This is a genomic window from Thermosynechococcus vestitus BP-1, from assembly GCF_000011345.1.
GTDB lineage: Bacteria > Cyanobacteriota > Cyanobacteriia > Thermosynechococcales > Thermosynechococcaceae > Thermosynechococcus > Thermosynechococcus vestitus.
Genome location: NC_004113.1, coordinates 581,235 through 607,678, shown reverse-complemented (window position 1 = coordinate 607,678; position 26,444 = coordinate 581,235). Strand labels below are relative to the sequence as shown.

23 protein-coding genes are annotated in these 26,444 nt (G+C 54.7%); 12 read left to right on the top strand and 11 right to left on the bottom strand.

Annotated elements, in window-relative coordinates; all coding sequences use genetic code 11:
- Positions 1-5 precede the first annotated feature (5 nt).
- Positions 6-542, top strand: a complete 537-nt coding sequence (locus tag TLL_RS03050; protein WP_011056447.1) for a protein jag — start codon at positions 6-8, stop codon at positions 540-542.
- Here the strand turns inward: TLL_RS03050 and TLL_RS03045 are convergent.
- A complete protein-coding gene (locus TLL_RS03045) occupies positions 489-1,373 on the bottom strand; it encodes a glutaminase (RefSeq protein ID WP_011056446.1) in 885 nt (294 codons plus the stop codon). The genes TLL_RS03050 and TLL_RS03045 overlap by 54 nt on opposite strands.
- Before the next feature lie 8 nt (positions 1,374-1,381).
- The gene (locus TLL_RS03040) at positions 1,382-3,388 is read right to left on the bottom strand and encodes an Rne/Rng family ribonuclease (protein WP_011056445.1); all 2,007 of its coding nucleotides are present in this window, start codon (positions 3,386-3,388) and stop codon (positions 1,382-1,384) included.
- Positions 3,389-3,923: 535 nt separating this feature from the next.
- On the opposite strand from TLL_RS03040, the gene hpnH reads away from it, so the two are divergent.
- Positions 3,924-4,934 (top strand): adenosyl-hopene transferase HpnH, encoded by a 1,011-nt coding sequence (hpnH, locus tag TLL_RS03035; RefSeq protein ID WP_011056444.1) that lies wholly within the window; start codon positions 3,924-3,926, stop codon positions 4,932-4,934.
- On the opposite strand, the gene TLL_RS03030 is transcribed toward hpnH, so the two are convergent.
- The 4 genes from TLL_RS03030 to rph all read right to left on the bottom strand — a co-directional run bounded on the left by TLL_RS03030 (position 4,931) and on the right by rph (position 9,207).
- Positions 4,931-6,220, bottom strand: coding sequence for an ABC transporter substrate-binding protein (locus TLL_RS03030; protein WP_164920724.1), 1,290 nt, complete (start codon positions 6,218-6,220; stop codon positions 4,931-4,933). The genes hpnH and TLL_RS03030 overlap by 4 nt on opposite strands.
- Entirely contained in the window at positions 6,174-7,703 is a 1,530-nt protein-coding gene (locus tag TLL_RS03025) for a YifB family Mg chelatase-like AAA ATPase (RefSeq protein ID WP_011056442.1), read from the bottom strand. Before TLL_RS03025 ends, TLL_RS03030 begins: the two co-directional genes overlap by 47 nt.
- A gap of 171 nt (positions 7,704-7,874) precedes the next feature.
- Complete coding sequence (locus tag TLL_RS03020; protein WP_011056441.1) at positions 7,875-8,486, bottom strand: hypothetical protein; 612 nt, start codon at positions 8,484-8,486, stop codon at positions 7,875-7,877.
- Entirely contained in the window at positions 8,479-9,207 is a 729-nt protein-coding gene (rph, locus tag TLL_RS03015) for a ribonuclease PH (RefSeq protein ID WP_164920723.1), read from the bottom strand. The genes TLL_RS03020 and rph overlap by 8 nt, the downstream gene beginning before the upstream one ends.
- Before the next feature lie 177 nt (positions 9,208-9,384).
- Between rph and TLL_RS03010 the strand changes: the two genes are divergently transcribed.
- The 3 genes from TLL_RS03010 to TLL_RS03000 are packed head-to-tail and all read left to right on the top strand — an operon-like array spanning position 9,385 to position 10,801.
- Positions 9,385-9,723 carry a P-II family nitrogen regulator gene (locus TLL_RS03010; protein ID WP_011056439.1) on the top strand — a complete coding sequence of 113 codons (339 nt, stop codon included), beginning with the start codon at positions 9,385-9,387 and terminating at the stop codon, positions 9,721-9,723.
- 6 nt (positions 9,724-9,729) lie between these two features.
- Complete coding sequence (locus TLL_RS03005) at positions 9,730-10,590, top strand: shikimate dehydrogenase (protein WP_011056438.1); 861 nt, start codon at positions 9,730-9,732, stop codon at positions 10,588-10,590.
- A gap of 1 nt (position 10,591) precedes the next feature.
- Positions 10,592-10,801 (top strand): hypothetical protein, encoded by a 210-nt coding sequence (locus TLL_RS03000; protein ID WP_164920722.1) that lies wholly within the window; start codon positions 10,592-10,594, stop codon positions 10,799-10,801.
- Here TLL_RS03000 and TLL_RS02995 read toward each other — a convergent pair.
- From TLL_RS02995 to queG, 3 genes are read right to left on the bottom strand one after another with little or no spacing between them, the layout of a single operon-like run.
- On the bottom strand, positions 10,767-11,537 hold the full coding sequence (locus TLL_RS02995) for a response regulator transcription factor (protein ID WP_011056437.1): 771 nt from the start codon (positions 11,535-11,537) through the stop codon (positions 10,767-10,769). The two genes, TLL_RS03000 and TLL_RS02995, sit on opposite strands and share 35 nt — an antisense overlap.
- A 55-nt stretch (positions 11,538-11,592) precedes the next feature.
- Positions 11,593-12,492: a vitamin K epoxide reductase family protein gene (locus tag TLL_RS02990; RefSeq protein ID WP_164920721.1), complete on the bottom strand. Its 900-nt coding sequence runs from the start codon at positions 12,490-12,492 to the stop codon at positions 11,593-11,595.
- A 43-nt stretch (positions 12,493-12,535) separates the two neighbouring features.
- Positions 12,536-13,474, bottom strand: coding sequence for a tRNA epoxyqueuosine(34) reductase QueG (gene queG / locus TLL_RS02985; protein ID WP_164920720.1), 939 nt, complete (start codon positions 13,472-13,474; stop codon positions 12,536-12,538).
- A 73-nt stretch (positions 13,475-13,547) separates the two neighbouring features.
- Between queG and purE the strand changes: the two genes are divergently transcribed.
- A complete protein-coding gene (gene purE / locus TLL_RS02980) occupies positions 13,548-14,069 on the top strand; it encodes a 5-(carboxyamino)imidazole ribonucleotide mutase (RefSeq protein WP_011056434.1) in 522 nt (173 codons plus the stop codon).
- Here the strand turns inward: purE and TLL_RS02975 are convergent.
- Complete coding sequence (locus TLL_RS02975) at positions 14,044-14,718, bottom strand: hypothetical protein (RefSeq protein WP_164920719.1); 675 nt, start codon at positions 14,716-14,718, stop codon at positions 14,044-14,046. The genes purE and TLL_RS02975 overlap by 26 nt on opposite strands.
- 218 nt (positions 14,719-14,936) lie before the next feature.
- On the opposite strand from TLL_RS02975, the gene TLL_RS02970 reads away from it, so the two are divergent.
- On the top strand, positions 14,937-17,168 hold the full coding sequence (locus TLL_RS02970) for a RelA/SpoT family protein (RefSeq protein WP_164920718.1): 2,232 nt from the start codon (positions 14,937-14,939) through the stop codon (positions 17,166-17,168).
- A 74-nt stretch (positions 17,169-17,242) separates the two neighbouring features.
- Positions 17,243-19,282, top strand: coding sequence for a putative PEP-binding protein (locus TLL_RS02965; RefSeq protein WP_011056431.1), 2,040 nt, complete (start codon positions 17,243-17,245; stop codon positions 19,280-19,282).
- 39 nt (positions 19,283-19,321) lie between these two features.
- On the opposite strand, the gene TLL_RS02960 is transcribed toward TLL_RS02965, so the two are convergent.
- Complete coding sequence (locus tag TLL_RS02960) at positions 19,322-21,472, bottom strand: HAD-IIB family hydrolase (RefSeq protein WP_011056430.1); 2,151 nt, start codon at positions 21,470-21,472, stop codon at positions 19,322-19,324.
- An 84-nt stretch (positions 21,473-21,556) separates the two neighbouring features.
- Between TLL_RS02960 and TLL_RS02955 the strand changes: the two genes are divergently transcribed.
- The 4 genes from TLL_RS02955 to glgB all read left to right on the top strand — a co-directional run bounded on the left by TLL_RS02955 (position 21,557) and on the right by glgB (position 26,436).
- Positions 21,557-22,222, top strand: a complete 666-nt coding sequence (locus TLL_RS02955; protein WP_164920717.1) for an energy-coupling factor ABC transporter ATP-binding protein — start codon at positions 21,557-21,559, stop codon at positions 22,220-22,222.
- Between the two features lie 118 nt (positions 22,223-22,340).
- On the top strand, positions 22,341-22,907 hold the full coding sequence (locus TLL_RS12735; protein ID WP_011056428.1) for a hypothetical protein: 567 nt from the start codon (positions 22,341-22,343) through the stop codon (positions 22,905-22,907).
- A 50-nt stretch (positions 22,908-22,957) separates the two neighbouring features.
- Complete coding sequence (locus tag TLL_RS02945; RefSeq protein WP_011056427.1) at positions 22,958-24,052, top strand: quinone-dependent dihydroorotate dehydrogenase; 1,095 nt, start codon at positions 22,958-22,960, stop codon at positions 24,050-24,052.
- Between the two features lie 83 nt (positions 24,053-24,135).
- Positions 24,136-26,436 carry a 1,4-alpha-glucan branching enzyme gene (gene glgB, locus TLL_RS02940; RefSeq protein ID WP_011056426.1) on the top strand — a complete coding sequence of 767 codons (2,301 nt, stop codon included), beginning with the start codon at positions 24,136-24,138 and terminating at the stop codon, positions 26,434-26,436.
- Positions 26,437-26,444 lie beyond the last annotated feature (8 nt).

Sequence of the window (26,444 nt, the reverse complement as noted above, 5' to 3'; positions counted from 1 at the left end):
GAGGCATGACCGCTGATCCAATTGCTGCGGGGTGTGCATGGCTGGAACAGGCACTTGCTTTAGCAGGCTTCAAGACAACCGTTGCCGTGGTGGAGTCGCCTTTGGCAGGTGTGGTGCCGGGGCACTGGCTAGAAATCGATCGCCAGTCCCTGAGTACGGCGCAAATTGAGTCACTGCTGGCCAACAACGCCCAAGCCCTCGATGCGCTGCAATATCTGCTTAATGCGACGTTGAATTTGGGGCGATCGCGGGAGGAGCAAACGGCTTTTACCTTGGAACTGGCGGGCTATCGCCGTGCCCGTTATCGCCAGTTGCAAAAGATTGCCCATCGGGTGGCGGCTCGGGTCCTCGACACTGGTAAACCCGTTGAAATTCGCTCCCTTTCAGCAGCAGAGCGGCGTGTTGTTCATAGTCTCATTAGGCTAGAGAGCGATCGCCTGGAAACCTTTAGCCACGGTGAAGAACCCGATCGCCGCTTGGTGGTGCAGTTAGCCCAAGGGACTGAGGCCGAGGTGACGGCTGATGCGCTGGAGCAAGTATAGACCCAAAATGGAGTTGCCGCTCTTGTCGAGGGGTGGGCTATAGCAGGCGATCGCCCCCTGTCGCGGCACAATGGCCAACATCACACCACTGACACCCGATTTCATAGGCAAGCCAATTTCGAGGCCATAGCGGGGGGAGTCCTCGTAGAGGCCACAGGTGAGCATGAGCACATTCACCTGCTGACGATGGCGATCGCTCACCTTAGCCTGGGGCAGTGCTAAGAGGAGACCCAAGCGAGCCACTTCCTCAACGGTTCCTTGGAAACAGCACACCTGATTGTAGATCTCAAGGGCAACCTCTGCATCGGCAATGCGTCCAGACTCCACTAAAAAGTGGGCAAGGGTGCGATTTTGCCAGTTGGGATGGCGATGGACTGCCCCTAAGACCTCCTGGTCCACCTCGAATTGTGTACCAGCACACTCATTAAGCCAAGTTTGAAAGGCCGTGGCACCACCAACATAAGCCAACTGGCCAGCGAGGGCGATCGCCCCACTATTGATCATGGGATTGCGCGGCCAGCCCTGATCGAGGGTTAATTGCAATACCGAGTTATAGGGGTAATCTGAGGGGCGCTGCCCCACCCACGTCCACACCTGCTCCTGCCACAGCGTCAAGGCATACAGCAGTAAGAAGGGCTTAATCGCACTCATCAAGGGAAAGCGCAAACGGGAACGCCCAAGGGTAAACTCTTGCTCCGGTGTAACCACTGCAAAGGCAAAGGCCTCAGACCCCACCTTTGGTAGGCGCTGCAGCGGTTCCCCCCTGGGAATTTCTGTGGCAGCCGCCTCGAGCCACTCTTGGATGAGGTCAGGGTGGAGTTGCCCCAACATGACTGCGCCTAAGCATTGGCATCAAGGGAGAGTTGCTCACTACTGGTCACCCGTCGCCGCCGCCGCCGACCTATGGGCACAGAGGCCTCTGGGGTAGATGCTTCGCCCACAGATTCAGCCTCAGTAGTCACTTCTGGCTCACTGGTCTTGAGTGACTCACTGGTATTGAGCAGCCCAGTGGCAGGAATTGGCTCCACATTCATCGTGCTCACCTCAGGGGAGGGCAGCTCATCAGCAGTCTCTGGGGCCTCCTCTGGTCCTCCCTCACTAACCGGCCGCCCTGTTTTCTGGGGTAGGGGCAGGGGGTCTTGGCCGGGGCGTGCCACCATAACAATTGTTCCCCGCGGATTTTTCACCTCCTCACCATAGAGAACCAAGGGGGAAATCCCCATCTCCGCATAGACCGCCTGCTCTTGATCCGTCATTGTTACGGTAATCACTTCCGCCGGTTCAGAGCGGCTCGGACGGGCAGGGCGCACCGGCCGGCTCTCCACTTTAACCACTGGCGGCGGGGCTGCTTCTGGCGGTGTGGTAACCACCTTGCGGCCATTGCCATTTTCAGGGGTACGGCGAGGGCTGCGTGGGGTTGGGGGATGACTACTGCGGGAAGAACGCGGGCGAATACCCCCCACCGCTTGATAGTCAGGGTGGTTAATGAGTTGGGTTTCAAGGCTGCTACTGGCAAAGCCGTTGGGCTCAGTGCGAGGTTCTAAACTGCGGCGTGGTTCTGGTGGACGCGGTATCGGCGATCGCTCAACAATTTCGCCGGGGCTATCCTCCGGTTCACCGGGTAAATGCACCAAGTGACCCAAGCCACCGCAGGCACTACAGGGACGACCAAAGAGTTCATAGATATTTTGCCCTTGGCGTTTGCGGGTCAGCTCCACCAGCCCCAGTTCAGACAGTTGAGCAATTTGGGGACGGGCTTTATCCGCCCGCAGGGCTTTACTAAAGTGCTCCAGCAGTAGCAACTGATCGCGGCGGGAATCCATGTCAATAAAATCAACAATGATCACGCCAGCAATATTACGCAGTCGCAGTTGGCGAGCAATTTCCGTAGCCGCTTCGCAGTTCGTCCACAGTACTGTTTCCCGGGAGGTGGCTGAGCTGGTGAAAGAACCGGAGTTAACATCAATGACCGTCAATGCCTCTGTCGGTTGAATGATGATATAGCCACCGGAGGGCAAATCCACACGGGGTTTAAGGGCTTCACGGATAGCAGCATTCACCCGGAAGTAATCCAAAATGGGAATGGGTTCTTGGTGATAGTCAATGAGAACCCCCACCGGTCTATTGACATTCCAATTTTTCAGGTGCTGTTTGACCCGTTTGACCCCATCTGGAGTATCCACCACAATGCGGTTGACATCGCTGCTATAGACATCCCGCAGCACTTTTTGGATAAAGTCATCATCCCGCCCCAAAAGCTGGGGCGGACGGCTGGCGGCCGCTTGCTGTTGAATCGTTTCCCACTGCCGTTGCAGGAGTTCAAGATCTTCAAGAATGGCCTCTTCGGAGACCCCCTCGGCCTCTGTGCGCACCAGTAGTCCCATGCCAGCGGGCTTGACCAAAATACCCAAGGCGCGTAGCCGATGCCGTTCCGCCTCATTGGTAATCCGTCGCGATAGATTCACCCCCCGACCGTAGGGCATCAGCACAAGATAGCGTCCGGGCAACGATATATTTCCTGTCAGCCGCGGCCCCTTAGTGCCCGTGGGTTCCTTCATCACCTGAACCAGTACTTTTTGCTGTGGTGCCAGCAATTCTGTGATTGCCCCAGCAGTTCGCTTCAGGCGCAATGGGCCAAGGTCACTGACATGGATGAAGCCATTGCGGGAGGCATCCCCCAAGTTAACAAAAGCAGCATCAATGCCCGGCAGGACATTTTCAACAACGCCAAGGTAGATGTCCCCCACCTGATGGGTTCCCGTGGCTACGATTAATTCTTGGATTTGATCTTCGGCAAAGACTGCCGCTAGCCGATGTTCCTCGGCAATAATAATTTGCTTAGGCATCCATGATCCTTAGAATTTCTTAACAAAATAAACGTCAGCATGAATTGGCTAAAGGCATCTCGCACAGTGCTTAGCCACTCTTGCCCCTGTAAGGGACGTGTGCAAGTTTGGCTTTAAGATGGTTGGGAAAAAGGTTCCTGTAGAGGCGGGTTGGCATTGGAACGCAAAATGCAGCTGTGGTGATACCTAAAAAATTCTGCACGATCTGCAGAAAGGAAAGATGTCACCCCATGCCAGCCTTTACAAAGGTCTATGCTTAACCTTGGGTCTCTTAAGCTATAGAGGTTAAGCAAAAGGGATTTTCTACAGTACTTTTAATGTTCCCTGATTATAGGGGTCTCTGTCAAGATTGGCTAGGGAATCTTGCAAAGATTTTCACCCTCGCTGCCCCTAACCCTTTTGAGCACAAGCAGAGTGTGCCACTTTGCAAACCTGATAGGACACTTTGGCGATCGCCCACAAAGCTGCTACAACTATAGGCATCTGTTATTAAGCGTTTTGGCTAGAAAATTAGCCACATTCAGGAGAATTGCCCATGGGAGTCCACATCAAGCAGGCAGTGGAAGTCGCAACCTATATCATCTCACAACGCCTACAGGGCAAAAAGCGCTTTCCCCTCACCTTGATGCTTGAGCCTCTCTTTCGCTGTAATCTGGCCTGTTCGGGTTGCGGTAAAATTCAGCATCCCCTTGAAGTCCTGCGCAAATATCTCACCCCGGAGGAGTGCTTCCGGGCGGTTGAGGAATGTGGTGCGCCAATTGTCGCCATTCCCGGCGGGGAACCCCTGCTGCACCCACAAATTGATGAAATTGTCAGTGGCTTGGTGGCGCGGCGGAAGTTTGTTTACTTGTGTACCAATGGTATTCTCCTAGAGGAAAATCTCCATAAGTTCAAGCCCTCCCCCTACTTTAGCTTCAGCGTTCACCTCGATGGTCTGCGGGAGTGGCACGACAAATGCGTGGCTCGTAAAGGGGTCTTTGACACGGCTGTAAAAGCAATCAAAGCGGCTAAGGCCAAGGGCTTCCGTGTTACCACCAACACGACGATTTTTGAAGGGGTGGATCCCAAGGAAATCCAGGAATTCTTTGATTTTGTCAGTTCCCTGGGGGTAGACGGCATGATGATCTCCCCCGGCTATGCCTACGAATGGGCACCGGATCAGGAGCACTTCCTCAAGCGGGAGCAAACCCGTGCCCTCTTCCGTGAAATTCTTGCCCCCTACCGTGCAGGTCAGAAGAAGTGGAATTTCAACCACAATCCCCTGTTCCTTGATTTCCTTGTGGGTGAAAAGGACTACGAATGTACCCCTTGGGGCATGCCCAGCTATAGTGTGCTCGGTTGGCAGAAACCCTGCTATCTCCTCAATGAGGGACACTACAAGACTTGGCAGGAACTGATTGAAAATACCGATTGGGATAAGTATGGCCACAAAAGTGGCAATCCCAAGTGCCGTGACTGCATGGTGCACTGTGGTTATGAGGCCACGGCTGCCATGGATGCCTTTAATCCAGCCAATATGGTCAAGGCGGCGAGCAGTCTTTTCTAACGCGGGCGCATCAGTTGCCAACGTTGCTCTGCAGTTGTGACGGCGGCTTTCGGGGTTGATTTTCCCAGGAGAACGCTTTCGAGCGCTCGCCCAAGGGTTTGGGAAAAGCGGGCATAGCCACGAAAGTTGGGGCGTGCTTGAGCCGCTGCCATCTGATCCAAAAAGACACGGAGGGCAGGTTGCTGTGCCACAAAGGCTCGATAGCGATCGTTGGTACGCACCCGTTCATTGATGGGTAAATACCCTGTGCCCAAAGCCCACTCCGTTTGAAATTCTTCACTGAGAACGTAGTTCAAGAAGGCTAGAGCTGCCTCTTCCCGTTGGGGCGTTGAGCGAAAGACAAAGAGATTTTCGCCCCCCAGGGCGGTGGCAGGGGTCTTGAGGGCAGGCATGGGGAGGACGCCAAAATCCACCCCCGACTGTTGTAATTGCCCCAGGGTCCAAGGCCCTGTAATCTGCATCGCCACCTCACCACGGATAAATTGATCCAGTTCATAGCCCCGTTCCGGAGCGGAGAGTATCGCTAGGCCCCGCTGTCGCAGGCGTTGCCAAAACTCAAGGGCGGCCATCGCGGCTGGTGTGTCAATGTGGGCGGTTTCTGGGGTTTCTCCGAGACTGCCCCCGGCACTCCAAAAGAAGGGCAACCAACTAAAGACGGCAAATTCTCCCTGGCCAAGGGGAAGGAGCAGTGGGGTGATGCCCTGGGCCTTTAGGGTTTGGCTCACCTGCTCTAGTTCTTGCCATGTGCTGGGTAGTGTTTTAATGCCAGCAGCAGCGAATAAACTCGGACGATAAAAAATTCCAAGGTTGTTGGTGGCAAAGGGAATTGACCAGTAATGGTTACCGTAGCGCATGGTTGGTATCAGGGCAGGACTGACTTGGTCACGGTAGGGGGAAGCTTGCCACCAGTCATCCAGGGGACGCAGGGCCCCCAGCTCAACAAATTGTCCCGTGATCGTGGGGTTATACCAGAGCAGATCTGGGGCGGCATTGCCCACGACTGCTGCTAGAATTTTCGGCAACTGCTGGTCGGGTTGGCCAACGTAGAGGGCTTGGACATGAATCTGGGGATGGCGGGCATTGAAGCGATCCACAAGGCGCTGGAGTACGACACGGTTAGGGGGTGGGTTGACCCCATGCCAGAACATCAGTTCAATTGGCTGCTCGGATTGGGTCGCTGTTGTGCAACCGATGAGCACTAGGGCTAGGAAACCCAGCAGGAGTGCAAACCAGCCGCGTCTATTGCAGACGGTCAATTGTGCGGTATTGAATGGCTTCCGCCACATGGGCAGAGGTAATTGTTTCACAGTCGGCCAGATCAGCAATGGTACGGGCTACTTTTAGGATACGGTCTGTGGCTCGCGCCGATAGCCCCAGTTGGGCGATCGCCCTCTCTAGGAGATGGATCGAAGCGTCATCCAAGGAACACCACTGGCGCAGATGGTGACTTTGCATTTGGGCATTGCAGTGCACATTGGGCTCCTCGGCAAACCGCTGTTGTGCTCGCGATCGCGCTGCCAAAACTCGCTGCCGCACTGTGGCTGAATCTTCCCCTAGGGGTTGGCGGGTCATTTCCTCTGGTTTGAGGCGGCTGACACTCACTTGTAAATCAATGCGATCCAACAGGGGGCCAGAGAGCTTTGCCCAATACTGCTGTCGCTGGCGCGGTGAGCAGGTACAGGGTTGCACTGGATCACCATAGTAGCCACAGGGGCAGGGATTTGTACTGGCCACTAGGGTAAATTGAGCCGGAAAAACCACCGATTGGCGGGCGCGCGCAATGCTGACTTGGCCATCCTCAAGGGGCTGCCGCAGCAGCTCCAAGACATCCCGCTTGAATTCCGTCAATTCATCGAGAAAGAGCACCCCCCGATGGGCCAGGGAGATTTCCCCGGGCCGCGGATAACTGCCACCCCCCACCAGGGCAGCACCGGAGGCAGAATGGTGAGGACTACGAAAGGGGGGCTCCTGGAGCAATTGCCCTCGTTCTTTGAGCAAGCCAGCAACGGAATGAATTTTCGTGACTTCAAGGGCTTCTGCAAAGGTCAAGGGGGGCAAGATTGTTGGTAACCGCCGCGCCAACATTGTTTTGCCACTCCCCGGTGGCCCGACAAAGATCAAATTGTGCCCACCGGCGGCGGCAATTTCTAGGGCACGCCGGGCCTGATACTGCCCCTTAACATCCTTGAGATCAACGGTAAATTGCGGTGAGGCAGCGGCAGCCCAACAGGGGGAGGGGGTAGCCGGCGATCGCGAGCTAGGGTCATGCAAAAAGGCTACAACTTCAGCGAGAGTGTGGCAACCATAGACCTTTAGCCCCCCCACGAGGGCTGCTTCCGTGGCATTGGCTGTGGGCACCACGAGGCCGGTGATGCCTTGGGCCTGGGCTGCCAGGGCGATCGCCAGTACCCCTGCCACGGGTTGCAAAGTCCCATCGAGGGACAGTTCCCCGAGAAAAAGATGGTCGCCGAGTAAATCCGTTGCCACCTGTCCTGAAGCGGCCAAGATGCCAATACTAATGGGGAGATCAAAGCTGGGGCCTTCTTTGCGTAAATCGGCGGGGGTGAGATTGACGAGAATTTGCCCCATTGGGAAGCTAAAACCAGCGTTACGAATGGCCGCCCTAACGCGCTCCCGTGCCTCTTGAACGCCAGCATCCGGCAGACCCACCACCACCGTCCTCGGTAGGCCGCCGGAAACATCCACTTCGACGCCGACGGGAATTGCGTCAATTCCTACAACAGCAGCACTCCAAACCCGCGCCAGCATAGCCTTAAAATCAGAAAGAGCACCGACGACTGGCCGTGTTTCGTCTCGGTGCCCTTAACTGGTTCGCTCCTCACACACTTAATGACCTTAGCAGAAAAATCCTCGATTTGTCACCCCTGCATAGGAACTTCATGAAGTTGATTTGCAAAAGCCCAATTTCTGCCTCCAGTTTTAGCGGAGGCTGCCCAAGGTGTGCCGCCAAGCCAACTCTTTGCTGATAATTTCGAGCGATCGCTGCTCAGTACCCGTGAACAGGGGTGTAATGGTTTCGAGAATTTGGGCTAACAGCGGTGCTGCATAGTTCCCCGTTGAGCGTAACAAATGGGCATAGTAGCGAAACTGGGCTTGACCTTCGGCATTGCGATGAAAGGCCAGCACCTCCGCAGTCGTCAATTGCCACACGGGTGTATTGACGGGCACCACAAGAGTGGGCATCCCCTGCTGGCCGTAGGTTCCCCCCGCCCCAGTAACCAAATGACCAATCAGGGCAATCCAGAGGAGTGTGCGGGTTTCACTGACTAAATCGGGACTGAGAAAGGTGTCGGCACTGCTGGTGAGGCGAGGGCTGAGCTGATGGAACTGGGGATTCAACAGTTGAGAGTTATAAATGACCCCGACCGCCCAGTGGCGCTGCTCATCCTCAAGCTTGACAAAACGACCAAAGCCATAGTCTTCTGGGGCGGGGGGGTGGGGCACATCCAAGCGATCCACCAGTTGTGCTACATAATCGCAGTGGGCGTTGGACTTGACGATGTGTCCGAGGTAGATGGCCTGCTCACTCATGGCTTGGGGCTAAGACACGCTGTTGAATCTCAATGAGTTCTTGAATACCTTGGCGGGCGACATCGAGAAGGCGATCGAGGGTTCCCCGGTCGAAGGAACCCATCTCCGCTGTGCCCTGAACCTCAATGAATTGACCACTGCCTGTCATCACCACATTGAAGTCTACACTGGCCGCCACATCCTCAGCGTAGCTCAAATCCAGATAGGGTTCATCATCAATCAGACCCACGGAGACTGCCGCCACTTGATGACGCAGGGGAGATTTGCGGAGGACCCCCTGCTGAAGAAGGGCACTAAGGGCATCCACAAGGGCAATGTAGCCACCCGTAATCGCCAGCGATCGCGTGCCTGCATCGGCTTGAAGCACATCGGCATCCACAATGAGTGTGCACTCCCCCAGCAAGGATAAGTCCACCGCGGAGCGTAAACTGCGACCAATGAGGCGCTGAATTTCTTGGGTGCGCCCAGAGAGTTTGAGGAATTCTCGCTCTTGGCGTGGCCGGGTTGCACTTGGCAGCATACGGTACTCTGCGGTGAGCCAGCCTTGGCCCGTGCCTTCTAAAAACTTGGGTACCCCCTCTTTGAAACTGACGGTGCACAGCACTTGAGTTTGCCCCGCTTGGGCGAGCACCGATCCTAAGGCAAATTGGGTAAAGTGCCGCTGAAACTGGTGCGATCGCAATTCCTGTGGTTGACGGCCATCGGGTCGCTGCCAGCCCATGGTTGATCCCCTCCCAATCACCTTCCCTATTAGACCTTATTTTGTCGAGTTGACGCCAGACCCTCCCCTTGGGCGATCGCTCGCCGATCAGAGATAATGTAGCTATTGCTACACGCTATACTCTTTTGCCAATGCTAAATAAAGATTAGCCTGTTGCCATCACGAAGGAGTTTGACATTGAAAAAGGTAGAAGCCATTATTCGTCCCTTCAAACTCGATGAAGTTAAGATCGCCCTTGTCAATGCAGGTATTGTCGGCATGACCGTCTCCGAAGTGCGCGGCTTTGGGCGGCAAAAGGGGCAAACGGAACGGTATCGTGGCTCGGAATACACGGTGGAGTTTTTACAAAAGTTAAAAGTTGAGATTGTTGTCGAAGACAATCAAGTGGACATGGTCGTGGCGAAAATTATTGAAGCTGCCCGCACAGGCGAAATTGGCGACGGTAAGATTTTCGTCACCCCCGTAGAGCAGGTCATTCGCATTCGTACCAGTGAAAAAGATCACGAGGCGGTCTAGGGGTGGATGCCGAAGATCTCTGGCCAAACCCAGCTTCTGGGAGTCATTGGTGACCCGATTGAACACACCCTCTCACCGGCAATGCACAATGCCGCGCTGGAGTATTTGGGGTTGAACTATGTCTATGTGCCCTTTTGGGTCAAGCCACAGCAGTTGGGGGTGGCGATCGCTGGCCTAGAGGCCCTGAACGTCGTTGGCTTTAATGTCACCATTCCCCACAAGGAAACCATTCTTCCCTATTTAGCGGATGTCAGCGACCTCGCCCAGCAGGTGGGAGCAGTCAACACCGTCTATCGCAGTGAAAAAGGATGGGTGGGTACTAATACCGATGTGCATGGCTTCTTGGCACCCCTGCGGCAACAATCCTGCCTCTGGTCGGAAATTGCTGTTTTAGTCTTGGGCTATGGCGGTGCGGCGCGAGCCGTGGTCACCGCCTGTTATGACTTGGGCTGCCGGCAGATCTATATCAGTGGTCGCCAAAGGGAACGGCTAGGGGCCTTTGTTGCCAGTTGGCCACAGATCACCCTCCATCCCCTTTTATGGTCAGAGCGAGCCACCTGTTTGGCAAAAATCAGCCTTGTGGTCAATACCACTCCCATTGGTATGAGTCCCCATACGGGCGCCACCCCCCTAACAGCCGAAGACTTGGCAAAATTACCCGCCACTGCCATTGTCTATGACCTCATCTACAAGCCTCGCCCCACCCTGCTTTTGCAATTGGCGATGGCACGGGGACTGCAAACCTTCGACGGCCTTGCCATGCTTCTCCATCAAGGAGCGGCAGCCTTGGAGTACTGGCTTGGCCAACCCGCCCCCACTGCCATCATGGCCACTGCCCTTGAAACTGCCCTAGGGACGGAGAAATAACATGGTACCTTGGCCCTCAGAACTGCTGTGGTTATCCGTGGTGTTGCTGGTGTCGCTCCTTATTTCCCTAGGGATTAAATTTGCTGCACCCCTCTATCCCTTGCCGCCAAGTTTTGGTGTGATTGCCTTGCTACTCCTTTTACCGGCAATGTTGATGGCAATGGTTTTACTGATCCTCAACCAAAGCGATAGCCAAAACCCCGCACCGTAAGAATGTACTGGGGATGACTGGGGTCGGTTTCAATTTTCTCCCGCAGCCAGCGGATGTGGACATCAACCGTTTTGCTGTCGCCAACAAAGTCAGGACCCCACACCTGATCCAATAACTGCTCCCGTGGCCACACACGGCGGGGGTGACGCATAAACAGCTCGAGCAGTTTGTATTCTTTGGGGGAGAGATTGAGCTCCTCGCCCCGCAGGGTGGCGCGGCATTCTTGGGGATAAAGACACAGATCGCGAAAGCGCAGAACCGGTGGTAGGGTAGCCTGTTGAATTCGTGTCCGCCGCAAGAGGGCGCGGCAGCGGGCCAGCATCTCCCGCATGCCAAAGGGCTTAGCCAAGTAGTCATCGGCACCAATTTCAAGGCCAACCACTCGATCAATTTCACTGCCTTTGGCGCTGATCATGAGGATGGGAACTGTGCAGCCTTGACGGCGAATTAGTCGGCACAGATCCAAGCCATTGATGCCCGGTAGCATGACATCTAGGATGATCAAACACACCTCTCCCTGTTCAGGAGAAGTCTCCCTCAACAGATAGGTATGAATGAGATTGAGGGCTTCATAGCCATCGCTGGCCACAAGGGTATGGTAGCCTTCCTCCTGCAAAGCCAGAACAACGGTTTCCCGAATCAGATCTTCATCTTCAATCACTAAAATGTTGGCAACTGCGGCTGGTAGGACACCAGCAGTCTCCGGGGGTTCGGCAACGGTCTCAGTAGAGAGCATAGAAAACCGTCATAGTGCTTGGTTGGCTTTATTCTATCACCGAGATCTGCTGTCCCTATTCGTTCTTAAAGTTCATTGGACCCTTATAGTTACTGAGCCGGCTCAGTTCACTCAGCGATCGCGTGCCGGAATAAAGTTGATCATTAATTTCCCATGTGGGATAGGCCTGAATTCCCTTAGCGCGGCAGCGTTCCACTTGGGGATTGGCACCATTGGGGTCACATTCCACATAGTTGAGTTCTCGTACCGCTTGCTTGCCAAAGAGTTCCTTTTGAGCGTGACAGTGGCTACACCAATAGGCACCATACATGACCGCTCCCACTTGGGTGAGATGGCGAGCGAGGGCAACTTCCGCAGCACCTGAGGTATTGACAATGGGGATGCCGGGGCCGTCAGGGTTGGCCATGCGGCTGTTGTAAATGCCAAATACCCCCACCAAGGTAATCACAGCAACAATGACACCGTTAAAAAAGAGTTGACCGCGATCGCTCCATTCCCGACCAAGAATTGTCAAGATCAAAAATGTCAAGCTAAAGATGGCGGAGGCAATGCAATAGGGACAAGTGGCCTTAATCTCTGTGAACAAGATATACATTAGATAACTGCTGAAGCTGGCCATGGCCGTTGCCCCAAGAAAGAGCAAAAGCCAAGTGGTGTTTTCAGCAGTGCGGCGGAGTTCTTTTTGCTGCGGCTGGTTCAACAACAGGGGCAAGGCCGCCAAGGACAGCATCCCCGTGTAGGCAACAAACCCAATCAGGGAGAGGGGGAGGCCAAACACAGTTGCCCAAGGGCTATTGAGGACCACATCGCAGCCCGATGTGGGGCAGGCTACCTCTGCATTAGTGATCTTAGTGATCGTCAGGTAGGCAGTTACCATCATGCCAGCAAGGGCAACCCCGCCAATTAACCACCGCGACCAACGATGAATCCAAGGGGTGGAGCGTCGTCGAACCATAGGTGAGCCTCCGCGTTCAATCACTTTTAATCATACGAGATTTTTAATCATACGGATTGCTCGACAGCACCGCTTGGGCATTACGCCGCCATTGGGCTGATTTAATTCGCCGTAGGGCAGAACCACGGGTCAGTTCATCCCATGCGGCATCGCTGAGGGTCGCCAGTTCCTCTAGGGAAGTCTGCAAGAGGGGCGATCGCGCCGCAAAGTCCTCCACATCCGTAGGTTGAGCAAAGCGTTGATTCCACGGGCACACCTCTTGACAAATGTCGCAGCCGGCAACCCAGCCCTCTAAGTGAGCAGCAATGGCGGCGGGGAGTTCGGGGGCACGGCTTTCGATCGTGTGGTAGGCAATGCAGCGGTTGGCATCCACCACATAGGGTTCGACGATGGCACCGGTGGGACAGGCGGCCAAGCAACGGGTACAGGTGCCGCAGTGGTTGGTGTGGGGGCGATCGCCCGTTAACTCCAAGGTGGTGATTAATTCTCCCAAGAGAATCCAGGAACCATACTGCCGCGAAATGACATTACTGTGCTTGCCAATCCAACCAATTCCAGCTTGCTCTGCCCAAACTTTGTCCTGCACAGGGCCTGTATCCACATACCAGCGGTAATCCATCTCAGGTACCTGGGACTGAAGCCATTGCCCCAGTACTTGCAAGCGTTTTCCCAAGACCCGGTGGTAATCTCGCCCCCAGGCATAGCGGGCAATTTTCACCTTCGGAGGCGGCTGTGGATCGGGCTGATAGTAATTGAGGGCAACAGAAATCACCGATTTTGCTCCCGGTAGGACAGCTTGAATCTTCTGTCGCCGCGGGTTCGCCATCCACGCCATCTCCCCTTGGAAGCCTTGGGCTAACCAACGTTGTAGGGCAGCTACCCCAGAAGGATGGTCATCAGTATAGGTGCGCAAATCCACAATCCCCACCCGATGGAACCCCAACTGATGGGCAAACTCCTTAATCGCAGCAGCAGTAACCATAGAGAAATAATATCTTGCTCCTGGGGAAAGGGCTGTAGGATCAGGTTGCACCGTTTGCGGAGGGAGTAGCGGAATGTCAGAGACACCACTGGTTGCCATTGTCATGGGCAGTGATTCCGATTTGCCCACCATGCAGGGGGCGATCGCCATCTGTGAACGCTTTCGCATTCCCCATGAAGTCGCTATCCTCTCAGCTCACCGCACTCCCCTGGCAATGGCAGAATTTGCTCAGCATGCCCATCAGCGGGGCCTAAAAGTCATTATTGCCGGTGCCGGCGGTGCTGCTCACTTGCCGGGCATGATAGCTTCCCTGACCCCCCTACCCGTGATTGGCGTCCCCGTGCCGAGCCGCCATTTGCAGGGGGTGGACTCCCTCTACTCAATTGTGCAGATGCCGGCTGGGATTCCTGTCGCAACGGTTGCCATTGGCAATGCCCAAAATGCAGGTCTATTGGCCGTCCAACTGTTGGCCAGTCATGATCCAACCTTGCTGGAGCAAGTGATTGCCTATCGTCAAGAATTAGCAGCCACCGTGAGCGCCAAGAATCAAAAACTGCAAACACTGGGGGCTAGCGCTTATCTGCAACAGCAGTAATCTCTGCATCAGGTCCTAGGGAAGAATCCGAAAGCCTTGCCTTTTGCAGATCCTGTCTGAAGAGGGGGAGAATGCGGTGACATTGATCGACAAAACTCACTAACCACGTTTCCAATTGCTGCTGTTGGCTTGAGTTGACCAAAACCTCCTGAGGCGGTAGAGGACCGTGGTAGGTAATGGAACCGTCATCGCTGACAAGGAAATCAGCACACCAGCTACTAGGGGGGCGTGAGGCTCGCCAGTAATTGGCAACAATTCTGCTGCCTAGATACTTTTGAGCTACTTTGCTAACGCGATTCAAGTGCCCCAGTAACTGAGCCAGTTGCAGCGGCGCCTGAGCAGCAGAAGCGGCGGTCATCCCAGAGGGAGCACCCTCTGGTGGTGGTGTCACCCCCAAGATATGGAATAGTTTTTGTTCTAGACTTTTTAGCTGCACAGAGGCATCGAGATTCCCCGCAGCGGTGCGACTGAGGGAGCGGTGCAGCCGCACAATCATTTCCACTGCTGCCAATTCTGAAGGAGCTAAAGATTCAAGGCGAGAAAGAATATCCTGCTCCTGATGCTGCGCTGCTTTTGCCAAATTCTGCTCTAGCCACGCCAATGGATCGCTGCCTTGATTGAGCAAACGTAGGATGTAATGCCGAGTCATTGGTGTCAGTGGGGTTCCCATAGTTCTTGTCTTTCTCTGAGGGATTCACGGGCTTAGTTGCCATGTTAGGGAAGATCAGGAACTTATCAACCCGTGACTCCAAAAATTAGGAGAGCAAGAAGCGTTGGCGCTCTAGTGAACCCCCGCGCAGGGGATGAAATTGAATTAGAATATACATACTCGAATTCACTGTGCTGCTTTCCCGATCGCCTGCCGCCATGAACGCTTTTGCACCTAGCTTGCCGACGGATATTGAATTACCCAATTGGTTAGCGACGTGCCTGCAAAATCCAAATCCTGAGAATGGGGATGATTTGGTCTGTCGAGCGTTTCAATTTGCCTATGACTTGCACCAAGGACAGCGGCGGGCCTCAGGGGAACCCTACATTGCCCATCCTGTGGCAGTGGCCAGTATTTTGCGGGATTTAGGGGGTGGGCCAGCCCTCTTGGCGGCGGGGTTGCTCCACGATGTGATTGAGGATACTGCTGTTACCGCAGAGGAGCTAGCAGCCAATTTTGGAGCTGAGGTGCGGCAACTGGTGGAGGGGGTCACCAAGCTCTCGAAGTTTAACTTCTCTAGTAAAACGGAGCGGCAAGCGGAAAGTTTCCGGCGCATGTTTTTGGCGATGGCCCAGGATATTCGTGTCATCGTCGTCAAGCTGGCCGATCGCCTGCATAATATGCGCACCCTTGAGTATCTGCCGGAAGATCGCCGCCGTGCTATTGCCCAAGAAACCCGTGATGTCTTTGCTCCCCTGGCCAACCGCTTGGGGATTTGGCGGATCAAGTGGGAACTCGAGGATTTGGCCTTTAAGTACCTGGAGCCAGAGGCCTACCGCCGCATTCAAGAATTGGTGGCCGAAAAGCGCGCCAATCGCGAGGCCCAACTGCAGCAGGCAATTCAAATTCTTCAGGAGCGGTTATCGGGGATGGGCTTTGGCTACCTAGAAATTAGTGGCCGTCCCAAGCACCTCTACAGCATCTACCAAAAAATGATGCGGCAGCAGAAAGAATTCCATGAAATCTATGATATAGCGGGCATTCGCATCCTTGTGGCCACAAAGGATGAGTGCTACCGTGCCCTGGCGGTTGTCCATGACTGTTTTCTTTCGGTGCCGGGGCGGTTCAAGGACTACATTAGCCTACCCAAACCCAACCAGTATCAATCGCTGCACACCGTCGTGATTGGTCTTGGTGGCCGCCCCTTGGAGGTACAAATTCGCACCTTGGCGATGCACCATGTCTCTGAGTATGGAATTGCTGCCCACTGGAAGTACAAAGAAACGGGTCACTCCTTGCCGCAGCAGTGGAGTGTCCAAGATCAAAAATTTACGTGGCTACGGCAACTGCTGGATTGGCAAAATGACCTCAAGGATGCCCAGGAATATCTTGACAGCATTCGCGATGATCTCTTTGATAAGGAGGTCTATGTTTTTACGCCCCAGGGGGATGTCCTTGCCCTGCCGCAGGGGGCAACTCCCCTTGACTTTGCCTACCGTATTCACACCGATGTCGGGAATCACTGTGCTGGGGCACGGGTGAATGGTCGGATGGTGCCCTTAGATACCCCCCTGCGCAATGGCGACATTGTCGAAGTGCTCACTCAAAAAACAGCTCACCCCAGTTTGGATTGGTTGAACTTTGTTAAAACAACAACGGCCCGCAATCGTATTCGGCAGTGGTACAAGCGATCGCGCCGCGATGAAAATCTGCAACGGGGACGGGAATTACTAGAGAAAGAACTGGGTAAAGCCGGTTTGGAAGCCCTCCTGAAGTCACCGCAAATGCAGCAGGTGGCAGAGCGCAGCAACTACCAAAGCGTGGATGACCTCGTGGCCGCCCTGGGCTATGGTGAAATTACGCTGAATTTAGTGGTAAATCGGCTGCGGGCCATGACCCTGGCACGTCCAGAGGCAACTCCACCGGAACTGCCTTCGGAATCTGCTCCTGTTAACCGGGTACCAGCGACCACAAAACCCAGTGATTCTCCGATTCTAGGGGTGGAGGGCTTGGTGTATCACATTGCTGGCTGTTGTTGTCCTGTGCCCGATGAGCCGATTATTGGCGTGGTGACGCTGGGCAGTCGGGGTATTTCTATTCATCGTCAGGGCTGTAGCAGCCTAGAGTCGGTGTCGAGCGATCGCCTGATTCCGGTTAGTTGGAATACCAAAGTCAATCAACACCGTCCCCAAACCTACCCTGTGGATGTGCAAATTGAGGTAATTGATCGCGTCGGTATTCTTAAGGATATTTTGACCCGTTTAACCGATCATCAAATTAATGTGCGGCGAGCCAATGTCCACACGCATCCGACGGGCACGGCAACGATTGATTTGTGTATTGATATCGTGAATGCCAAGCAGTTGGATCGGCTCTTGGTGCAAATTAGAAAAATCACTGATGTCCTCAACATTCGCCGCCGTCAGTCAACGGAAGGCAGTTCTCCCTAGGTATCTCCCTAGGTAGGATCGTCGGCTCCCAGCCCCCTAAGGACGATTAAGGAGACGATTAAGGAAATGCGTTTGTGACATCACTCCTTCTGGAACCCCTACAGCAGTACCCAGCAGAAGCTCTTGCCCCAACGTTGGCTGCCCTGCAAAAGACGCAAACAGTCTTGCCACCGCCTCATCCTGTGTGGTTGGTTTCTACCAGTGTCTGGCAACAGTTGCGCTCTGGCGTCATTCCCCTGTGGCAAGCAGCCTGCGATCGCTGGCAGGAGCGACCGCCCACTGCGGCGGATTTCAAGGCACTGGCTTTGGAGATGACCCATCAATTACCGCCCTTGGATGGGGGAGAGTTAGAAACCGTTTTTGCTGAGTGTCATCGCTTTTGGCAACAACAGGGGGGCGACTGTCATCTGGTTCTCACCACCTATCTTTGGCAGGGTGCTGTGGACTTACCTTGGGGGCTGGGTCGTGGCACAGTCTTAAATGATCCCAGTTTGCCCCTATGTCATCAGGAGATCGAAGCTGCCTTTGCTGCCCTTGTTCAAGCCAAGAATCTCTATACCTATTGGCAGCAGGGATGGGATTTTTGTCAGCTCAAGGCGCTGATCTTGCTTTACCCCCTCAGTACCATTGTTGCTTCAGGCTGGTGGACAGGGAGGGAGTCAAGGTTGAAGGCGATCGCCAGCGGTGTGGCTCTACCCCATCAAGGCATTCCCCTGCCCCCAAGGGGAATTGAGCTGACGCCCGCCGAGGAGCAGCGCCTGCAGCAGGCCTGTCGCGGGGCACTGTCCCATCTCTGGCTTTGGCATCGCAGCCAGACACAGGTTTGGTGGGGACAGTGTTTGCCGGAGCCTCTGCCGGTTGCCCCCTTGCCGCCGGCGGTAGAGCATACTCTACTTGCAAAAGGAATTCCCGCTGCTGGAGGGCAGGCGATCGCCCCTGCCATTGTGGTCACCGACCCCTGTGCCCCGGCTGCTGTGGCTGGACGGATTTTGGTGACCAAAAGTATTCCTCCCCACTGGTTGCCCCTCGTGAATGCTGCCGTTGGTGTGATTTGTGAGCAGGGAGGGCTAACGAGCCATGGGGCAATTCTGGCACGGGAATTGGGCCGGCCGGCGGTGGTGGGGGTGGCCAATGCCACACAGCAGATTCGTTCGGGAATGACGCTGTTTCTTGATGGTCACCGGGGAGCGATCTATCAACTGCCCCCAGAGCCATTGCCGCTGCTGGCTACTCCCCCTCCGCAAACGCCCTCACCCCCGGCGGTTAAGCAATTGCCCCTGCAGGTCATGGTCAATGTGAGTCAAGTCAGTGCCCTACGGCTATTGCGATCGCTCCCCTGTGATGGCATTGGCCTGTTGCGCTCAGAGCTGATGTTACTGGCTTTTTTGGAGCATCGCCATCCCTGTCATTGGTTGGAGCAGGGGGAAGCTGAGGAGTTGCGCGATCGCTGGGTGCAGCACCTGTGTGAATTTATGCGGGCGATCGCCCCCCGTCCCCTCTTTTACCGCACCTTGGATTTACGGCCAGCAGATTATCGGCAACTCTTGGGGGGGCATCGCTTTGAACCGGAAACAGATTGGGGGCTGCGGGGGGTGAGTCGCTATTCCCATTGTCCGGAACTATTTCACTTAGAGCTGTCGGCGCTGGCGATCGCCCACCGTTTAGAAACCTGCCCTTTACGCATTGTTCTGCCCTTTGTGCGCAGTGTCCGTGAAGTAACCTACTGTCAACAAGCACTGGCCGAGCATGGCTTTACCCTCAATGCGGGTGTGGAATTGTGGGTGATGGCGGAGGTGCCGGCTATTCTATTTTTGCTGGCTGATCTAGCCCATCTTGGCGTTGCGGGAATCACAATTGGCACCAATGATCTCACCCAACTACTCTTGGGCATTGATCGCGAAACGGCACTACCCGAATTCAATGAAGACCATCCTGCCGTTAGGGGGGCGATCGCCCAACTGATTCAAGGAGCCAAAGGGCATCATTTAGGCTGTAGTCTTTGTGGGGAAGCCCCCGCCCGCTATCCCCATTGGCTGCCCTGGTTAATTGACTTGGGCCTTGACAGTATTTCCGTGAGCCCAGAAGTGGTCAGCCAAGTGTTGAGTCACCTCTAGTGCCCCTCTGCCCCCCAGGGAATCTGACGGGATGGCTGCTTAGAAGCCGTAGTGCTCAATGGCTTCGAGAATTCCTTGGGCATAGTGACCCTTGGCAAAGTAAATGTGGGGGCGATCGCGCAACTTTTCCAATTCCGGACTGTGATTGCCCACAACAACAGCAAGGGTATTCCCTGTCAGCATTTGCTCATCATTGCCAGAATCCCCAGCCACCAATAGTTTTTGCAGCGGATAGCCCCACTTCAGGGCAAGATAGCGCAGGGCGTCGCCTTTCGAGGCACGCAGGGGCAGAATATCTAAGAACTGATTGTGAGAGAAAATAGGCCGACAATGGAGTTTCTGCTGCCGCAGCAGACGCAACACCGGTGTAATGCTGGGGAGAACGGTGGTGTCAACGTTGTAGCTAATTTTGTGGGAGCGTTGATTCTCAGGGGGTTGCAACCTTAGGCCGGCCACATCAGCAAGGGTGTCGCGGACCCGCTGCGGTTCCCAGCGATAGCTAATGTGCTGCTGCCAACTGGTATCGGGAACGAGGTGAGGGCCATAGTAAATTTCACTGCCCACGGACGTAATTAAAACATCGGGGATGGGCACGCCCCATTCATGGAGCACCTCTAGGGTCATTTCTAGGTGACGCCCCGTTGCCACCCCAAAACCCATTTCGGGACGGCGTTGGAGAAGGGTTAATAGTCGCTCAAGGGCGGCGCGATCGCCAATCAAGGTATGGTCAATATCACTAATCAACAGCCGTTCGAGGGTCAGCAGGCGGTTCCGTGTCAGGGTGGTTGGCAGTGGATGAGTCTGGCACTGAAGCGGTTGCCGTTGCACACTCAACACCGGCAACACGGATTTTTCCGCCAGTTGATCCAGGGCTTGCAAATACATCTCCACATGACTGTGCCAAGAGTAGTGGGCCTGTACCCCCTTAAGGCCATTGTCTGCCCAAGTCTGCCACTGACTATCGCTTTGAAAGGCTTGATGCAGAGCGCTGCGAATTGCTTCTAGATCAAGGGCATCAAAGAGCAAACCATTGCGACAGTGGCGGATAATCTCCTGGGGCCCGCCATCCGCCGTGGCCAAAATCGGCAATCCACAGGCAGCCGCTTCAATGAGCGTCAGGCCAAAGGGTTCGGTCAGCGCAGGATTGATAAAAACCCCCCGTTGCTGCGCGGCTAAACGGTACAGATCGGGGACTTCATCGCTCCTGTGGGTTTTCGGATAGGCGACTTTGCCATAGAGATCATAGCGATCCACCAGCAAAAAGAGTTCCATCAAGACTTGGCGAGGGCTGGCCTCCATCTTGCTAATATCGGTGCGATTGCCGAGAACTAAAACGAGATTCGCTCGCGCCTGCAAAAAGCGATCGCTGCCATAGACATTGAGCAGGGCAGCCACATTCTTACGCGGTACCGGTCGAGAGAGGCAAAAGATAAAGGGCTTTTCTGGTTCCACCAAAAAGCGACGCAATTCCTGGCGAAACGGTAAATCCGCTGGAACAGGGGCGGGGTAGAAGCGGCTGGTATCTACCCCCGGCGGAATCACGGCCATCCGTGCTGGGTCGTATTGATCGTAGAGGCGATACTGCTCTTCGACTTCCTGGTGGGTACTCGCAATAATCAGTGCCGCACTGGCAAGGGTTTGCTCCTCGGCTTCGATGCGAGTTGTCAAGTGAAACTGCTCTTCAATGGCATCGGGTTTACTGCCTTGGGCCAGGAGTCGCTGTCGCTTGACCCGTCCGAGGGAATGCCCCGTATGAACAAGGGGAACCCCCAACCAGCCAGCCACACGGCAGCCCACATAACCCGCATCGGCATAGTGGCTGTGGATCACATCGGGCATGCGCCCACTTTGGCGGAGATAGCGTAACAGTTCATCAGCAAAGACATCTAGATAGGGCCAAAGCACTTCTTTGCGCAAATAGCGGCGAGGGCCACAGGCAAGACGAACAATGCGGGCGCGATCGCCAATTCGCTCAATGGGCTGGGCATAGTCGGGACTGACCTTGGCATCGGGAATCAGACGAGTGACCAAATCCACTTGTGCCACACGGGGATGAGCTGCAAGGGTTTTTGCCAGTTCGACCACATAGCGCGTTTGTCCTCCTGTATCGGCATCTCGCCCCAGTTCAAGGCGATCGCCCCGAATCAAACCATGAATACTGATGAGGACAATGTATAATCCCTCTTGCATAGCGGCTCCCTGACTTGATGCCCAACAACCCAATTGGGGGTCATCATCACCCTACTCAAAAACATGAGCATTGTCCAAAAACCCATGGCGGCAATCCCCCCGGCAATTCATCTCAAAGAGGTTTCCTTTGGCTGGTCTCCAGAGGTTTTAGTGCTGGATCAGGTATCGTTAGAAATCCCGCGGGGGCAACTGTGGATGCTCCTAGGCCGCAATGGTAGTGGTAAGTCAACACTGGTGCGTATTTTGGGGGGTCTGTTGCCGCCCCAAAGTGGTGAAGTCTATGTCGAGCAGCCCCTTGGTTTTGTCTTCCAGAACCCCGATCACCAACTGGTGATGCCCAGTGTGGGTGCCGATATTGCCTTTAGTCTCAATGGTGAAGCGCTCAACTATTGGCAGGTGCGCGAGCGCGTCAGTGCTGCTCTGCAAGCGGTCAATTTACAGGGGTTAGAACGCCGTCCCATCTATGCCCTCAGTGGGGGCCAAAAGCAGCGGGTAGCTATTGCCGGGGCGATCGCTCGCCATTGCCGCGTGCTGTTGCTCGATGAACCCACGGCACTCCTTGACCCCGATAGCCAGCGGGAACTTTTGGGCTATGTGCGCCAACTGGTCGACACTCAAGGGATGACGGCGCTGTGGGTCACCCATCGCCTCGATGAACTGGCCCAAGCGGATGGTGCCATTGTTCTTGATCGCGGCAAAGTGATTGGCCAAGGGGCACCTACTGATATGATTCCTCTGCTGCATGCTTGAAGAGCCAACCGTTCCTTCACCAAAAGGAATTTTGCAAACCGCTGGCCCCCTCTTTGGCTGCTATGATCAAAGATTAAAGATATAGAATACCTGCATAGGAATTCCCCTGTAGGATTGAATGATTGCATTAGGAGCGATCGCCATGACTGAATCCCCCCAAACCCCACCCCCCGAAGAACCCACAGCCAAAGCCGGTCGTCCCGCCCGTCGCAGCAATCCCCCCGCCAAGGAAAATAGCGGTCAAATGGTCTCCCTGGCCGAAAAAACGGCGCTTGCCCCCGCAGGCACCACCAAAGCCAGTGACATTGTGGTCTGGCAAACCTTTAATAGCGCCGGCCTACGTCCCATTGAGGCCAGTCCGGTGCAAGTGGTGCACATGATCAAAGATGCCGGCGAGCGGCCTGTGCTCAGCAGTGGCCTGCAAATCTACGACAGCATCAACTCTGCCGGTATCCGCCCCATTGTGGCGAGCAATTTCCGAGTGGTTGAAACCCTTAACATCATGGGGGTGCGGCCAGTGGCGGCGGCTGACTTTGAAATTGTCGAGACAGTGAATTGGATGGGCATTCGTCCGATTACCACCAGTGGCCTACAGATTGCTGAAACCTACTATTCCGCTGGAGAGCGTCCCATCGCTTCGAATATCATTGATGATTCCCCTGTCCTCATGGGCTACCTGGACTAGGGTGACCGTGTTGCCAATTCGCCCTTTTAGATGAGGCAGTAGCAGTCTGGATGGCCATTGATCCCTATCGGCACCTGCTGCGGCCACTGCTTTTTTCGGGGTTGCAGGCGGATCCAGAACTTCTGCACCAGCAGTTTCTCTCTCTCTGTGGGTGGCTCAATCAAGATCGTTCCCTGTGCACTTGGCTACGGCAACAACTCCAGCAATGGTATGCCCTTTCAGACCCTCGCCTAGAGCGGCAGGTGTGGGGATTGCGCTTTCCGAATCCCATTGGCTTGGCAGCGGGCTTTGATAAGAATGGGGTTGCCCGCAGTGTCTGGTCGGCCTTTGGTTTTGGCTTTGCCGAATTGGGCACCGTCACGTGGCATCCGCAGCCGGGCAATCCTCGGCCGCGCCTCTTTCGCCTAGGGAGCGATCGCGCGGTCATCAATCGCATGGGGTTTAATAACGCTGGGGCAGAGGCGATGGCTGCCTCCTTAGAGCGATCGCCCCCAGCCAGTATTCCCATCGGCATTAACCTAGGCAAATCAAAAATTACCCCTTTGGCCGCCGCGAAGGAAGATTACTTAGCCAGTTTTCGCCGCCTCCATCCCCTGGGGGATTATTTCGTGATTAATGTGAGTTCGCCCAACACGCCGGGGCTGCGGGACCTGCAAGCCAAGGAACAACTGGCACCCATTTTGGAAACGCTACAAAGTGCCAATCACCCCCGCAAGCCCCTCCTCCTGAAAATTGCCCCCGATTTGAGTTGGGAACAAATTGCTGCCATTCTTGATCTTGTTCAGGCCTATGAACTTGCTGGGATTGTAGCCACCAATACCACCGTGGCACGGGAGGGGCTGAAAAGCCAGACTATTCCTCAGACGGGGCGATCGCCCGCAGAGGAGGCCGGCGGTCTCAGTGGGGCGCCTTTACGGCAGCGGGCCACCGCCGTGATTCGCTTTATCCACGAACAGACCCAAGGCACTCTGCCAATTATTGGGGTGGGGGGGATTTTCACACCAGAGGATGTGATTGAAAAACTCGCGGCCGGCGCAACACTGGTGCAACTCTACACCGGTTGGATTTACCAAGGACCAAGCCTATTGCGGGAGCTACTCAAAGGACTCTTAGCCGCCGCCGATCAAGAGACACCCGAGAAATAGCCCCTATGCCCTTGTCAAGGGGAGTATTCTGACTGTTAACTTTTCTATAGTATTGTCCCTATATTTTACGAAAGTATAAAAATATGACCGTTTCGCCTGAGCAGATTGACCGCATTGTTTCCAACCAGCACCACGATCCCTTTGAAATTTTAGGGTGTCATCAGATTCAGCAAAATGGCCAATCCGTTTGGGCGGTACGTGCCTACTTACCCAATGCCGAGCGGGTGAGTGTCCTCTGTCCGGAGCAGCGGCAAGAATATCCAATGACACCGGTGCACCACCCTCACTTTTTTGAGTGCCACATTCCCGTAGCGGAACTCAATAACTATCAACTGAAAATCTACGAAAATGGCCACGAGCGGGTTATCTATGACCCTTATGCCTTTCGCTCCCCCAAGTTGACCGACTTTGATATTCACCTTTTTGCCGAGGGCAATCATCACCGCATCTACGAAAAACTGGGGGCTCATCTGCTGACAGTGGATGGGGTAGAGGGGGTCTATTTTGCCGTCTGGGCACCCAATGCCCGCAATGTTTCTGTCATTGGTGACTTTAACCACTGGGACGGCCGCAAACATCAAATGGCACGACGGGGCAATGGCATCTGGGAACTGTTTATTCCCGGCTTGAGCGTCGGCGAGCGCTATAAGTACGAAATCAAGAACCAAGAGGGCCACATCTACGAAAAATCAGATCCCTACGGCTTCTACCAAGAACCGCGTCCCAAGACTGCTTCCATTGTCACCGACCTCAATAGCTACGAATGGGGGGACAGCGACTGGCTAGAAAAACGGCGCCACACCGACCCCCTCAACCAACCGATTTCTGTCTATGAGGTGCACCTAGGATCTTGGCTCCATGCCTCGATGGAGGATCCCCCCATTGGTGCCGATGGCCAACCCCAAGAACCCGTACAGGCGGCAGAACTCAAGCCCTGGGCACGCTTCCTGACCTATCGTGAATTGGCAGCCAAACTCATTCCCTACGTCAAGGAATTGGGCTACACCCACATTGAACTTTTGCCTGTTGCTGAGCATCCCTTCGATGGCTCTTGGGGCTATCAAGTGACTGGCTACTATGCCCCCACATCCCGCTATGGCAGTCCCCACGACTTTATGTATTTTGTGGATCAGTGCCACCAAAACGGCATTGGCGTCATTGTCGATTGGGTACCGGGGCACTTTCCCAAGGACGGCCATGGGCTGGCGTTCTTTGATGGCACCCACCTCTACGAACACGCGGATCCCCGCAAGGGTGAACATAAGGAATGGGGCACCCTTGTCTTTAACTATGGTCGCCACGAAGTGCGCAATTTTCTCGTCGCCAATGCCCTGTTTTGGTTTGACAAGTACCACATTGACGGTATTCGCGTGGATGCCGTCGCCTCAATGCTCTATCTCGACTATGGCCGCAAAGAGGGAGAGTGGATACCCAATGAATACGGTGGACGGGAGAATTTAGAGGCGGCCAACTTCCTGCGCCAAGTCAACCATGTTATCTTTAGCTACTTTCCGGGGATTCTCTCGATCGCCGAGGAGTCAACCGCCTGGCCGATGGTCTCCTGGCCGACCTACATGGGGGGATTGGGCTTTAACCTGAAGTGGAACATGGGTTGGATGCACGATATGCTTGACTACTTCAGCATGGATCCGTGGTTCCGCCAGTTCCATCACAACAATGTCACCTTCAGTATGTGGTACCACCACAGCGAGAACTTCATGCTGGCACTTTCCCACGATGAGGTGGTTCACGGCAAGAGTCACATCATTGGCAAAATGCCGGGCGATCGCTGGCAAAAATTTGCGAACCTGCGCTGTTTATTTGCCTATATGTTCACCCACCCCGGTAAGAAAACAATGTTCATGGGCATGGAGTTTGCCCAATGGAGCGAGTGGAATGTCTGGAGCGATCTAGAGTGGCACCTGCTGCAATACGAACCCCACCAGCAAATCAAACGCTTCTTTGGGGATCTGAATCACCTCTACCGTTCCCAACCCGCACTCTATAGCCAAGATTTCAAACAGGAGGGCTTTGAGTGGATTGACTGTAGCGATAACCGCCACAGCGTTGTGTCCTTTATCCGCTGGGACAAGGACTACCAAGATTTTGTAGTTGTCGTCTGTAACTTTACACCACAGCCCCATAGCCACTACCGTATCGGGGTGCCTGAGCATGGCTTCTATAGGGAACTGTTTAACAGTGATGCCCGCGAGTACGGCGGCAGCAATATGGGCAACTTAGGCGGCAAGTGGGCAGATGAGTGGCCCTATCACCAGCGTCGCTATTCCCTTGATCTGTGCTTACCCCCCTTGGCAGTGCTCATTTTGAAACTGGATCGGGAGAAAACAGTGGCAGAGCGGGCACGCTATAACCTTCAGTCCTAAAATTTTAA

Bases quoted from the DNA above. Each gene is read 5' to 3' on its own strand.
- TLL_RS02995 (WP_011056437.1), bottom strand. From the start codon at position 11,537: ATGCTCTCTACTGAGACCGTTGCCGAACCCCCGGAGACTGCTGGTGTC.
- TLL_RS03040 (WP_011056445.1), bottom strand. From the start codon at position 3,388: ATGCCTAAGCAAATTATTATTGCCGAGGAACATCGGCTAGCGGCAGTC.
- hpnH (WP_011056444.1), top strand. From the start codon at position 3,924: ATGGGAGTCCACATCAAGCAGGCAGTGGAAGTCGCAACCTATATCATC.
- TLL_RS03020 (WP_011056441.1), bottom strand. From the start codon at position 8,486: ATGAGTGAGCAGGCCATCTACCTCGGACACATCGTCAAGTCCAACGCC.
- TLL_RS03005 (WP_011056438.1), top strand. From the start codon at position 9,730: ATGCCGAAGATCTCTGGCCAAACCCAGCTTCTGGGAGTCATTGGTGAC.
- TLL_RS03030 (WP_164920724.1), bottom strand. From the start codon at position 6,220: ATGTGGCGGAAGCCATTCAATACCGCACAATTGACCGTCTGCAATAGA.
- TLL_RS02975 (WP_164920719.1), bottom strand. From the start codon at position 14,718: ATGACTCGGCATTACATCCTACGTTTGCTCAATCAAGGCAGCGATCCA.
- TLL_RS03045 (WP_011056446.1), bottom strand. From the start codon at position 1,373: ATGTTGGGGCAACTCCACCCTGACCTCATCCAAGAGTGGCTCGAGGCG.
- TLL_RS03025 (WP_011056442.1), bottom strand. From the start codon at position 7,703: ATGCTGGCGCGGGTTTGGAGTGCTGCTGTTGTAGGAATTGACGCAATT.
- TLL_RS03000 (WP_164920722.1), top strand. From the start codon at position 10,592: ATGGTACCTTGGCCCTCAGAACTGCTGTGGTTATCCGTGGTGTTGCTG.
- purE (WP_011056434.1), top strand. From the start codon at position 13,548: ATGTCAGAGACACCACTGGTTGCCATTGTCATGGGCAGTGATTCCGAT.
- TLL_RS02970 (WP_164920718.1), top strand. From the start codon at position 14,937: ATGAACGCTTTTGCACCTAGCTTGCCGACGGATATTGAATTACCCAAT.
- TLL_RS02960 (WP_011056430.1), bottom strand. From the start codon at position 21,472: ATGCAAGAGGGATTATACATTGTCCTCATCAGTATTCATGGTTTGATT.
- queG (WP_164920720.1), bottom strand. From the start codon at position 13,474: ATGGTTACTGCTGCTGCGATTAAGGAGTTTGCCCATCAGTTGGGGTTC.
- TLL_RS02990 (WP_164920721.1), bottom strand. From the start codon at position 12,492: ATGGTTCGACGACGCTCCACCCCTTGGATTCATCGTTGGTCGCGGTGG.
- TLL_RS02945 (WP_011056427.1), top strand. From the start codon at position 22,958: ATGGCCATTGATCCCTATCGGCACCTGCTGCGGCCACTGCTTTTTTCG.
- TLL_RS02955 (WP_164920717.1), top strand. From the start codon at position 21,557: ATGGCGGCAATCCCCCCGGCAATTCATCTCAAAGAGGTTTCCTTTGGC.
- TLL_RS03050 (WP_011056447.1), top strand. From the start codon at position 6: ATGACCGCTGATCCAATTGCTGCGGGGTGTGCATGGCTGGAACAGGCA.
- TLL_RS12735 (WP_011056428.1), top strand. From the start codon at position 22,341: ATGATTGCATTAGGAGCGATCGCCATGACTGAATCCCCCCAAACCCCA.
- glgB (WP_011056426.1), top strand. From the start codon at position 24,136: ATGACCGTTTCGCCTGAGCAGATTGACCGCATTGTTTCCAACCAGCAC.
- rph (WP_164920723.1), bottom strand. From the start codon at position 9,207: ATGGGCTGGCAGCGACCCGATGGCCGTCAACCACAGGAATTGCGATCG.